Source organism: Streptomyces sp. SX-6, assembly GCF_059089585.1.
This window is the reverse complement of sequence record NZ_JBTHHU010000028.1, coordinates 59785-71484: the sequence shown is the minus strand read 5'-3', so window position 1 is coordinate 71484 and position 11700 is coordinate 59785. Positions and strand designations below refer to the sequence as shown.

At 70.6% G+C, this 11700-nt stretch carries 11 protein-coding genes; 8 read left to right on the top strand and 3 right to left on the bottom strand.

Going from position 1 to position 11700, the window contains the following annotated elements; translation table 11 throughout:
• Window positions 1-4: 4 nt before the first annotated feature.
• From ACV530_RS27515 to ACV530_RS27485, 7 genes are all read left to right on the top strand, one after another.
• Window positions 5-418 carry a roadblock/LC7 domain-containing protein gene (locus ACV530_RS27515; RefSeq protein ID WP_494335358.1) on the top strand — a complete coding sequence of 138 codons (414 nt, stop codon included), beginning with the start codon at window positions 5-7 and terminating at the stop codon, window positions 416-418.
• Between the two features lie 103 nt (window positions 419-521).
• The gene (locus ACV530_RS27510; RefSeq protein WP_462698162.1) at window positions 522-929 is read left to right on the top strand and encodes a DUF742 domain-containing protein; all 408 of its coding nucleotides are present in this window, start codon (window positions 522-524) and stop codon (window positions 927-929) included.
• Window positions 910-1491, top strand: coding sequence for a GTP-binding protein (locus ACV530_RS27505; RefSeq protein ID WP_494335324.1), 582 nt, complete (start codon window positions 910-912; stop codon window positions 1489-1491). The genes ACV530_RS27510 and ACV530_RS27505 overlap by 20 nt, the downstream gene beginning before the upstream one ends.
• Before the next feature lie 329 nt (window positions 1492-1820).
• Window positions 1821-4868: a sensor histidine kinase gene (locus ACV530_RS27500; RefSeq protein ID WP_494335323.1), complete on the top strand. Its 3048-nt coding sequence runs from the start codon at window positions 1821-1823 to the stop codon at window positions 4866-4868.
• A gap of 1 nt (window position 4869) precedes the next feature.
• Window positions 4870-5292 (top strand): roadblock/LC7 domain-containing protein, encoded by a 423-nt coding sequence (locus tag ACV530_RS27495; protein WP_344031778.1) that lies wholly within the window; start codon window positions 4870-4872, stop codon window positions 5290-5292.
• An 83-nt stretch (window positions 5293-5375) separates the two neighbouring features.
• Window positions 5376-5903, top strand: a complete 528-nt coding sequence (locus tag ACV530_RS27490) for a DUF742 domain-containing protein (RefSeq protein ID WP_494335322.1) — start codon at window positions 5376-5378, stop codon at window positions 5901-5903.
• Window positions 5884-6465, top strand: coding sequence for a GTP-binding protein (locus tag ACV530_RS27485; RefSeq protein WP_494335321.1), 582 nt, complete (start codon window positions 5884-5886; stop codon window positions 6463-6465). Before ACV530_RS27490 ends, ACV530_RS27485 begins: the two co-directional genes overlap by 20 nt.
• 68 nt (window positions 6466-6533) lie before the next feature.
• Here ACV530_RS27485 and ACV530_RS27480 read toward each other — a convergent pair whose 3' ends face one another.
• The 3 genes from ACV530_RS27480 to ACV530_RS27470 form a co-directional block, all read right to left on the bottom strand.
• Window positions 6534-6725 carry an acyl-CoA carboxylase subunit epsilon gene (locus ACV530_RS27480; protein WP_494335320.1) on the bottom strand — a complete coding sequence of 64 codons (192 nt, stop codon included), beginning with the start codon at window positions 6723-6725 and terminating at the stop codon, window positions 6534-6536.
• A 13-nt stretch (window positions 6726-6738) separates the two neighbouring features.
• Window positions 6739-8322: an acyl-CoA carboxylase subunit beta gene (locus ACV530_RS27475; RefSeq protein ID WP_494335319.1), complete on the bottom strand. Its 1584-nt coding sequence runs from the start codon at window positions 8320-8322 to the stop codon at window positions 6739-6741.
• 252 nt (window positions 8323-8574) lie between these two features.
• Window positions 8575-10935, bottom strand: coding sequence for a polysaccharide lyase 8 family protein (locus tag ACV530_RS27470; protein WP_494335318.1), 2361 nt, complete (start codon window positions 10933-10935; stop codon window positions 8575-8577).
• A 139-nt stretch (window positions 10936-11074) separates the two neighbouring features.
• On the opposite strand from ACV530_RS27470, the gene ACV530_RS27465 reads away from it, so the two are divergent.
• Complete coding sequence (locus ACV530_RS27465; protein ID WP_494335317.1) at window positions 11075-11686, top strand: YceI family protein; 612 nt, start codon at window positions 11075-11077, stop codon at window positions 11684-11686.
• Window positions 11687-11700 lie beyond the last annotated feature (14 nt).

Here is an 11700-nt window from a genome sequence, read left to right as displayed (position 1 = left end):
TCCGATGAGCCAGGCGGCGCAGAATCTGAACTGGTTGATCACCAACTTCGTGGAGAACACCCCGGGGGTGTCCCACACGGTGGTGGTGTCCGCCGACGGCCTGCTGCTGGCGATGTCCGAAGGCTTTCCGCGGGACCGCGCCGATCAGTTGGCGGCAGTGGCCTCCGGCCTGACCTCGCTGACCGCGGGTGCCTCCCGGATCTTCGAGGGCGGCGCGGTCACCCAGACCGTGGTGGAGATGGAGCGCGGCTTCCTCTTCATCATGTCCGTGTCGGACGGTTCGTCGCTGGCCGTCCTCGCCCACCCGGAGTGCGACATCGGCCTCGTCGGCTACGAGATGGCACTCCTGGTCGACCGCGCGGGCACCGTGCTCACGCCCGACCTCCGCGCCGAACTGCAGGGAAGCCTGCTGAACTGACCGTACACACACCGGATTTACCGTCCGACCGCAAGGCCGCCGCCCCCACCGGCGCCCGCTCGACGGCATTATTGCCTTCCTGCTGTCCCAGCCCGGAGGATTCATGACCCCGCCCGCCTCGCCCGGCCCGTACGGCGCCGCTCACCACACGCCGTACGGGAGTGAAGGCGACCAGCCGCTGGTCCGTCCCTACGCCATGACGGGCGGCCGTACCCGGCCGCGCTACCAGCTCGCCATCGAGGCGCTGGTCAGCTCCACGGCCGACCCGGCGCACCTCGGGAACCTGCTTCCCGAGCACCAGCGCATCTGCCACCTGTGCCGTGAGGTCAAATCGGTGGCGGAGGTCTCCGCGCTCCTGAACATGCCCCTGGGCGTGGCGCGGATTCTGGTGGCAGACCTGGCTGAGGCCGGCATGGTGGCGATCCACCAGCCGGGCGGCAGCGGCGAGTCCGGCGGTACGCCGGACGTGACACTGCTCGAAAGGGTGCTCAGTGGACTTCGGAAGCTCTAGTGGCGGCGTCGGCCGCGCCACGACCTCCGCGAAGATCGTGGTCGCGGGCGGCTTCGGAGTAGGCAAGACGACATTCGTGGGCGCGGTGTCGGAGATCAGCCCGCTGCGCACCGAGGCCGTGATGACCTCGGCTTCGGCGGGCATCGACGACCTGAGCCACGTCCAGGACAAGACCACGACCACCGTGGCGATGGACTTCGGCCGCATCACGCTCGACGACGACCTGATCCTCTATCTGTTCGGCACGCCCGGGCAGGACCGGTTCTGGTTCATGTGGGACGACCTCGTCCGCGGTGCCATCGGCGCGGTCGTCCTCGTCGACACCCGCCGCCTCGCCGACTGCTTCCCCGCCGTCGACTACTTCGAGAACAGCGGACTGCCCTTCGTCATCGCCCTCAACGGCTTCGACGGACAGCAGCCCTACGGTCCGGAGGATGTGCGCGAGGCGCTGCAGATCGGCCCGGACACACCGATCATCACCACCGACGCGCGGCACCGGGGCGAAGCGAAGAGCACGCTCATCACGCTCGTCGAGCACGCGCTCATGGCGCGGCTCAAGTAACCGGTACCGATGGTTCCGGCAGCGCCGGAACGGGCTGTGTGATTGAACACGGAACGGCCGGGGGTTCATAACGTTTCGACAGTTGAATTGGCCGGACGCGACCACAGGACGCGTTCGGCCGGTTTCACTGCGCGCACAATTCGCCCGCCTTTTGGCGCTGCTCGCTCTTAATGCCCGTTTTATGTCGGCCACTTTCCGTCGGGCTCCGGCTCTGCCCGGTGTTTGGACCGTGCCAGCCCGGCATGCTGGAATTCCCCGAACTGAGCACCCATGGCTCAGCAGAACGACGGCACGACGACAAGTGCCGACGCCGAGAGGTTGTTGGACGAGTGAGGCGTAGAAAGACGGGTGCCGCGGGGCAGACGCGAGACGCGCGGGGCAACTTCACACCGCCGTCGCGCTCCTCGGTGCCGCCTTCCGATGGTCCCGAAGCTCCCGCCGCACCCCCGGGCCGTGGCGGCCGGTTCTCGCCCCGCAACTGGCGGGTGGCCACCCGGCTGAACGCGATCCTGCTGCTCCCGGTGCTCGTCGCCCTCGTCTTCGGCGGCCTCGACGTGAACAAGTCCGTCGGCACCTGGCAGGAGGCCGAGGACGCGGCGAGGACGGCCCGCGCGGTCAGGGCCGCCGCCACCTACGCGCATGCCGTGATCTACGAGCGCGACGTGTCCGCGATACCCCTGCTCACGGACCACCCCGACGACCCGGCGATCAAGAAGGCCCGGGACGCGACGGACGCGGCCCGCGACGACTTCGACTCGGCCGCCAAGAGCATGCCGGACACCCCGAGCCTGCAGCGCCGTCTGAAGACCGTGCGCACCGCCGAGGCGAAGCTCGGCGACATACGCAAGACGGCCTACCAGGGCGTCAAGACCGAGGACGAGTACGGCTCCATCCAGCGCCCGCTCATGTCCTTCGCCAACGAGCTGGGCCTGGGCACCGGCAGCTCCGGCGGCTCCTACGGCCGCACCATGTACGCCATCTCCCTCGCCAAGGCCGCCGAGTCGCTCCAGCGCTCCATGGGCGTCCACCTGCTGGCGAAGCCGGAGATGAGCACCAAGGACCGTCAGTTCCTTCTGACGTCGTTCTCCTCGTACAAGTTCCTCGAGTACATCGCCGAGGACGAGTACCGCAGCGGTGGCTCCCAGGCCGACATCAAGCGCCTCGAGAACGCGCTCGACAAGGACAAGGCGGCCAAGCAGGAGAAGATGACCGCCGCCATCATGTCCGGTGCGACGCCCGCGCAGCTGAAGGCGATGGGCATCACCAAGGAGAGCTGGTACGCCGTCTCCACCGGCAAGTTCGACGCCTACCGCTCCGTCGAGCAGCACCTGGCCGACGCCGCCGTGAACGACGTCGAGCAGGTCTCCGAGAGCGCCCAGCAGGACGCGATCGTCAACGGCCTGGTCGTGGTCGTCGCCCTCGTCGCCGCCTTCGTGGTGGCCGGCCGGATCGCGCGCTCGATGAGCCGCAGCATGCGCAGCCTGCGCGCCGCGGCCTTCGACGTCGCCGAGCAGCGCCTGCCCGCACTGGTCGACCAGCTGTCGCGCACCGACCCGGGCCGCGTCGACACCCGGGTACAGGCCATCCCGATCACCACCAAGGACGAGATCGGCGAAGTCGCCCGCGCCTTCGACCAGGTCCACCGCGAGGCCGTCCGGCTCGCCGCCGAGCAGGCCCTGCTGCGGGGCAACGTCAACGCGATCTTCACCAACCTCTCGCGGCGCAACCAGAGCCTGATCGAGGGCCAGCTGGAGCTCATCACCGCGCTCGAGAACAACGAGGCCGACCCGGACCAGCTGGAGAACCTCTTCCGGCTCGACCACCTGGCCACCCGCATGCGCCGCAACGGCGAGAACCTCCTCATCCTCGCGGGCGAGGAGCCCGGCCGCCGCTGGGACCAGCCGATCCCGCTGGTGGACGTGCTGCGTGCCGCCTCCTCCGAGGTGGAGGCCTACGAGCGCATCGAGTTGAGCGGCATCCCCGAGGCCGACATCCACGGCCTCGCCGTGACCGACCTCGTGCACCTGCTCGCGGAGCTGCTGGAGAACGCGACGGGCTTCTCGTCGCCGCACACCAAGGTCCGTGTGAACGCGACCCGTCTGCCCGACGGCCGCGTGATGGTCGAGATCCACGACAAGGGCATCGGCCTGACCGCCGAGGACATCGCGGACATCAACCACAAGCTGGCCAACCCGCCGACCGTGGACGTCGCGATCGCCCAGCGCATGGGCCTGTTCGTGGTCGGCCGCCTCGCGATGCGGCACGGCATCCGCGTCCAGCTGCGCCCGTCGGGCGAACAGGCGGGCACCACCTCGCTGGTGATGCTGCCGGACGCCATCACGCACGGTGGTGGCGGCGACGACCAGCTGAACGACGACGACTTCACGGTCTCCCGGATCGTCCCCGAGCAGCAGGCCGCGCCCGTCGGCCGGATGCCCACCGCCGCCGAACTCGGCTTCGACGACTCCCGTTACGAGCCCGGGGCGCAGTCCGCGGGCATGACCCCGGCGGACCCGCTGGGCCGGTCGCGACTGCGCGAGGAACGGCGCGCGGCACTGGAGGAGGCGCAGCACTACGCCGCGAGCGCCGAACAGGCCACCGCCGCCCCGGTGTTCCCCGCCGAGGCGCCGCAACAGCCCTACGCACCGCAGCCGCCGCAGCAGCCGCAGCCCGAGCAGCCGTATACGGAAGCCCCCTACGCGCAACAGGGCTTCACCGACCAGCAGACGTACGGCGACTACAACGCGCCTGCCTATCAAGGCGACTGGACGCAGGCAGGTACGTACCAGAACGAGTACTCGGCGGGTTACGCAGCGGAATCGGAATCCTCGCCGACCGCTGACACGGCCCAGCCGGAGCGCGTAGAGTTCGACCGTCCGGGCCCCGCCTCGAGCGGCTCCCACTCGCTGACCGGGTCCGGTCTGCCGCGCCGTGACAGGCAGTGGCGGCACTCCGAGACGGGCGAGGAGGCCACGAGAGACGGCAGCGAACGGGAGCGGGACCGCCAGGAGGTCGCGCAACAGGCTCAGCAGGGCGACCAGCCCCAGCCGCGATCGGACAACGACGAGCGCTGGCAGCGTGCCGAGCAGCTCCGGATACCGAAGGCCGGCGGAGTCACGGCGTCGGGTCTCCCGCGCCGGGTGCCGAAGGCCAACCTGGTCGAGGGCAAGGCCGCGGAGACCACCCAGAGCGGCCCGCAGATCTCCCGCGCACCGGAAGATGTCCGCGGCAGGCTCGCGAATCTGCGTCGCGGTGTCCAACAGGGGCGCAGCGCGGGGACGGACTCCTCGGAGTTCCCCGCGATCACCGCGGACGAGCAGCATCAGCAACACGACCAGGGCTTCGGCCCCGGCGGCACCTACGATCAGGAGCGTTAGTGTGAGCCCGATGAGCCAGGCGGCGCAGAACCTGAACTGGTTGATCACCAGTTTCGTGGAGAGCACCCCAGGGGTGTCCCACACCGTCGTGGTCTCCGCCGACGGACTCCTTCTGGCGATGTCCGAAGGCTTCCCGCGGGACCGCGCCGACCAGTTGGCGGCAGTGGCCTCCGGTCTGACCTCGCTGACCGCGGGTGCCTCCCGGATCTTCGAAGGCGGCGCGGTCAACCAGACCGTGGTGGAGATGGAGCGCGGCTTCCTCTTCATCATGTCCATCTCGGACGGCTCTTCGCTCGCCGTCCTCGCCCACCCGGAGTGCGACATCGGCCTCGTCGGCTACGAAATGGCCCTCCTGGTCGACCGCGCCGGCAATGTCCTGACGCCCGACCTCCGCGCCGAACTGCAGGGGAGCCTTCTCAACTAGCAAAGAGGCAGTGCGTTTCGCGCCACCGCGCCTTAAGGTGCGGTGGCGCACCAGCAGCAGACAGGGAAGTCCGAGGAGGAGACGTGGCAACGCCCCCAGGCGGTTACCCGTATGGAAATGACGATCAGGCCGGGCCGCCGCTGAACCGCTTCAACTTCCCGTCCGCGCCGACGCCACGGCCGCAGGCGCCCCATGTGCCGCCGCAGGTACCGCAGCAGGCGATGCCGCAGCAGCACCGGCGTGCGGCGGCGCCGAACGCCAGGGGCGGGGGCAGCCCGTTGGTGCGCCCGTACGCCATGACCGGCGGCCGGACCCGGCCGCGCTACCAGCTCGCCATCGAGGCGCTGGTGCACACGACGGCCCAGCCGTCCCAGCTCCAAGGGCAGTTGCCGGAACACCAGCGCATCTGCCATCTGTGCCGCGAGATCAAGTCGGTCGCCGAGATCTCGGCACTTCTCTCCATTCCGCTCGGCGTCGCCCGAATCCTCGTCGCCGACTTGGCCGAGGCCGGGCTCGTCGCCATCCATCAGCCCGGCGGCGACGCGGCCGCCGGCGGCCAGCCTGACGTGACACTGCTCGAAAGGGTGCTCAGTGGACTTCGGAACCTCTAGCGGCGAGGCAGTCCGCTCCACCACCTCCGCGAAGATCGTGGTGGCCGGTGGTTTCGGCGTGGGCAAGACCACGTTCGTCGGCGCCGTCTCGGAGATCAACCCGCTGCGTACCGAAGCCGTGATGACCTCGGCGTCGGCGGGCATCGACGATCTCACGCACGCGCCGGACAAGACCACGACGACCGTGGCGATGGACTTCGGCCGTATCACCCTGGACCAGGATCTGATCCTGTACCTGTTCGGCACGCCCGGACAGGACCGGTTCTGGTTCATGTGGGACGACCTCGTCCGCGGTGCCATCGGCGCGGTCGTCCTCGTCGACACCCGCCGCCTCGCCGACTGCTTCCCCGCCGTCGACTACTTCGAGAACAGCGGACTGCCCTTCGTCATCGCCCTCAACGGCTTCGACGGGCACCAGCCCTACGCCCCCGAAGAGGTCCGCGAGGCGCTGCAGATCGGCCCGGACGCCCCGATCATCACCACGGACGCCCGCCACCGCAACGAGGCCAAGAGCGCCCTCATCACGCTCGTCGAGCACGCGCTCATGGCGCGCCTGCGGTAGGCGCCTCCCGGCGCAGCGGAAAGGCCCCGCACTCCTTCGGGAGTGCGGGGCCTTTCTTTACAGGGATATCAGCCCTGCCAGCTGTGCGGCGCGGTGAAGCCGGAGCTGCGCTCCAGGCGGCGCCAGCTGGCGGTGGTGCGGCGCGGACCGGCCGCCGTGGGAGCGGCGGCGGAGGCACGGGCGAGAAGGACCGCGGTGACGGCGGCGAGCTCCTCGGCGCCGGCGGTGCCCTTCTCCACGCGGACGAGCGTGTCAGTCATGTCGGGCGGCTTTCTACTGGGGCGGGTTGCCGTGCTTGCGGGACGGCAGGTCCGCGTGCTTGGTGGCGAGCATGGCCAGCGAACGGATGAGCACCGCCCGCGTCTCGACCGGGTCGATCACGTCGTCGATCAGGCCTCGCTCGGCGGCGTAGTACGGGTGCATGAGCTCGGTCTTGTACTCCTTGACCATGCGGGCACGCATGGCCTCGGGGTCGTCGGCCTCGGCGATCTGCTTGCGGAAGACCACGTTCGCCGCGCCCTCCGCGCCCATCACGGCGATCTCGTTCGTGGGCCAGGCATAGGTCAGGTCCGCGCCGATCGACTGGGAGTCCATGACGATGTACGCACCCCCATAGGCCTTGCGCAGGATCACCGAGATCCTCGGCACGGTCGCGTTGCAGTACGCGTACAGCAGTTTTGCGCCGTGCCGGATGATCCCACCGTGCTCCTGGTCCACACCCGGGAGGAAGCCGGGTACGTCCAAAAGGGTGACGATGGGGATGTTGAAGGCATCACACATCTGGACGAACCGAGCCGCCTTCTCGGAGGCCTCGATGTCCAGCACACCGGCCAGCGACTGGGGCTGGTTCGCGATGATGCCCACGACCTGGCCGTCGAGCCGGGTCAGCGCGCAGATGATGTTGGTCGCCCAGCGCTCGTGGACCTCGAGGTACTCGCCGTCGTCGACGATCTCCTCGATCACCTTGCGCATGTCGTAGGGCCGGTTGCCGTCCGCCGGCACCAGGTCCAGCAGGGCGTCGCCGGTGCGGTCGGCCGGGTCCTCGCAGACCACGCGGGGCGGGTTCTCCCGGTTGTTCTGCGGCAGGAGGGAGAGGAGGTAGCGGACCTCCTCGAGGCAGGTCTCCTCGTCGTCGTAGGCGAAGTGCGCCACGCCGGAGGTCTCCGCGTGCACGTCCGCGCCGCCGAGGCCGTTCTGGGTGATCTCCTCGCCCGTCACCGCCCGGACCACGTCCGGACCGGTGATGAACATCTGGGAGGTCTCGCGGACCATGAAGACGAAGTCCGTCAGGGCGGGCGAGTAGGCGGCGCCGCCCGCGCAGGGGCCCAGCATCACGCTGATCTGCGGGATGACGCCGGAGGCCTTGGTGTTGCGCTGGAAGATCCCGCCGTAGCCGGCCAGCGCCGAGACGCCCTCCTGGATACGGGCACCCGCGCCGTCGTTCAGCGACACCAGCGGAGCACCCGCGGCGATCGCCATGTCCATGATCTTGTGGATCTTGGTGGCGTGCGCCTCGCCCAGCGCTCCGCCGAAGATCCGGAAGTCATGCGCGTAGACGAAGACCGTACGGCCGTGGACCGTGCCCCAGCCCGTGATCACACCGTCGGTGTACGGGCGCTTGGCCTCCAGGCCGAAACCCTGCGCGCGGTGCCGCCGCAGCGGCTCCACCTCACTGAAAGAGCCCTCGTCCAGCAGAAGATCAATACGCTCGCGAGCCGTCAGCTTCCCCTTGGCCTTCTGCGCCTGGGTAGCCCGCTCGCTCGGGCCACGCCGAACCTGCTCGCGGATGGCGTGCAGCTCGGCGACGCGCCCGCGGACGTCACTCGCCTCTTCGGGCGCACCTTCGAGATTGCTCATGGATAGACGGTACGCGGCGGGGGCGCCGGAACATCATGTCGACTCCCCACAAGGTAGGGCGTGATTTCGTGGGCAAGGAGTACAGAATCGCACGGGGTCCTTATCAGTTGCCCCGGGCCGGCTCCGGATCGCGTGCTGTGGGCACCCCACAAAACCCCTGCTCGCGAGCGGTCTCCAGCGGGCCTTTGGCGGGCCCCTAGCGGCCCCTCAGCGGGGCTTGAGGGGTGACCGACAAGTCAGCTGTTTCGCGATTCACCGGACTTCCACCGTGCAGGCGTGCGGCGCGCATGCCGTCCCCGCCGTGATCCGCAGCCGGAGCGAGGCCCCCGTGCCGAGCACCCGCACCGAGGCGTCGTGCGCGGTGACCCGGCGCACCGGGCGGGCCCAGGTCAGGTCGATCACGGCATCGGCCCGGAGCGGGTCCGCCAGGCGCAGGGTCGCGGAGTTGCCGTGGTGGCGTACGAGCACGGAGGCGGGGGCCGTCACCGTGAGGTCTCCGGCGCTGCCCGCGCGCCAGAAGTTGGCCGCGGTGACCTCCGGCGCGGTGAGCCGGACGGCCTGGCAGTCGCGGGTGTTGGCGAGGATCCGTACCCCGCCGCCGTCCTCGGCGCGGGCGGCGACGGCCTCCGGTGTGGCGCCGGGCAGCAGGACGTAGGCGTAGTCCGCGTCCTCGGGGTCGGTGCCGTGGTCGCGCCAGAGGGTGAGGTAGCGGCGGCGGACCGGGTCGGGCGACCCGCCCGCGTTGATGTCCCGCCACGCCCCGGTGCGGGTCTCGCGCAGCGCGCACAGCGGGGCGCCGCCCGGGAAGACCCAGCCGCCGTGCCCCTCGAGGTGGGCCCATGCCGCGCCGTCGAAGGAGAGGGGCCGGCCGTCGTCGCAGGGCTGGGTCTCGCCGTCGACGACGAGCGCGGGGGCGCCGTTCTCGCCGAGGTTGCGGTGGTCGACGACGGTCTCTACGGGGACGCCGTCCCGTGCGGTGATGCCCGCGCCGAGGCACACGATCGCGTCCGGGGCGCAGAACCAGGATTTGCGTGCCTCCAGCGTCGAGGAGAGCCCCTTGAGGTGCTGCCCCACCGCCGCGTACGCGTCGTCCGCGACCCCGCCCACCCAGCGGACCGCGGGCCTCGCCGCCCCCCACGCACCGCCCTCGTTGTCGGCGAGCCGCTTGGTGGAGGCGGTGGTGCCGGGCATGCGGTACGGATCGGCCGTGGGCCAGAAGCCGTCGGCGTACTGGTCGTCGCCGCCCGGCGCCCACCAGGAGAGCATCCCGGCGCCGGTGTGCCAGCCGCGCGGGTTCTCGCCGTTGCCGTTCTCGTAGTACGCGATGCGGTCGGAGGCCATCGCGATGTTCGCGGCCCAGCCGGGGCCCCGGTGCACGGCCCGGTCCATGGCCGGGAACAGGCGAGGTCCCCGTATCGCTTCCGCCGGTGGTTCCGGGCTCGCCGCGACGGCGGCCAGCCGGGCCAGGTCCGCGACCCCGAGCTGCGCGTCGGCGAGCGGCCCGCCGGTGGTGTCCCTCGCCGCCCAGCCCTTGATCAGCCCGTGCCAGCGGGCCCGCTCGGCGGCATCGGCCCCGTCGGCGAGCACCGCGACGGCGGCGATGAGCGCGTGCCCGCGCTGCCGGTCGCTCTGCGGGACTCCCCCGCCGCTCTGCAGCCCGCGGCTCACCGCCCGGCCGGAGACGCTGTCCATCACCAGGCCGTTGTGGATCAGCGGCGCGTAGGCGTGCTCGACGCTGTCGAGGACGATCCGCCGGCCGGGGTCGGTGACCTCCCACCGCGAGCCGCGCAGCAGCGCGAAGAGCCGGCCGAGGCCGTCGAGCAGGACCTGGCCGTACGTGCCGGTGTAGGCGATCCAGGTGTGCTGGACGAAGGAGCCGTCGGCATAGAGCCCGTCGCCCTTGGTGACGTACGGGAAGACCGGCGAGAGGGCGTCGCGGGCCAGCGCGACCTTGGCCGGGGACTCGCCCAGCACGCCGCGTACGGCCACGACGCGGCACAGGTCGACGCGGTTGGCGCCCGTGCTGGTGCCGGAGTACGAGCCGAGCACGGAGTCGGGGACGAAGTGGTCGACCGCCGCGAGGAAGCGGCCGCGCCGGGCGTCCCCGACCGGGTCGTGGAGCAGGGCGAGGGCGTCCAGGAGCAGTCTGGGGCTGCCGATCTGCCACTCCCACCAGTTGCCGGGCCGGGCGGCGCCCGCATGGTAGACGCGGTCGTGCACGTGGTCGAGCCCGGCGAGCGTGTCGGCGAGGAGCCCGGCGTCGCCGGTCAGGCCGGTGCCGGGCTGGACGTACGCCTGCGCCATGGCGAGCAGGCGGGCGTAGCTCTGGGTGATCCCGGCGGGCGGGTCGAAGGGCGCGTCGGGCCAGAGCGAGGACGCGCCGGGCCGCATGGCCGCCCGGTGCGCCCGGGCGGCCGCGCCGGTGCGGCGCAGGACCGTGGCGTACGGCTCGGCGGCGGGGTCGAAGCCGGTGCCGAGCGCGAGGTCCCGCCAGCGCTGCCGCAGGGCCGCGAACTCGCCGTCCGCCGTGGCGGCTTGAGCGGTGCGGGTGAGGCCGAACGCGCCGGCGGTGGCGGCGGCGAGGAAGAGGCGACGGGTCCAGGCGGTGGGCATGAGCGCACCGTGGCATGACCATGCGGAAGTTGCAATGACCAGACTGTTGAAAGTTGAACCGAATCGCGCTACCTTCATTCTCGTTGAAGGTTAAACAACTTTCTCGAGACCACGAGACCACGAGACCACAGGAGCAGTCATGGGCCTCTTCTCCCGCAAGCAGAACACCGCCGCAGCCCCCGCCGTCGCCGTCGACCCCGCACTGGCCGCGCTGACCGGCGACTACGCCATCGACCCGGCCCACAGCCGGATCGGCTTCACTGTCCGCCACGCCATGGTCACCAACGTGCGCGGCTCGTTCGACGAGCACGAGGGCGCCCTCCGCCTCGACGGCGCCGACCCCTCGCGCTCGACCGCCGCCCTCGACATCAAGATCGCCAGCGTGGACACCAGCATCAAGGACCGCGACGCGCACCTGCGCAGCGCCGACTTCTTCGACGCCGAGAAGTTCCCGCTGATGACGTTCCGCTCCACCGGCGCGGAGCAGCTCGGCGGCGACCGCTACCGCATCACCGGCGACCTCACGATCAAGGACGTCACGCGCCCCCTCTCCATCGACCTGGAGTTCAACGGCTCGGCCACCGACGTCTACGGCAGCGAGCGCGTCGGCTTCGAGGGCAGCGCCGAAATCCTGCGCTCCGACTGGGGGTTGACCTGGAACGCGGCCCTGGAGGCCGGCGGCGTGATGGTCAGCGACAAGGTGAAGCTGACCTTCGACATCTCCGCCGTCAAGAACGCGCCCCAGGCGTAACCCCCTTGTGCGGC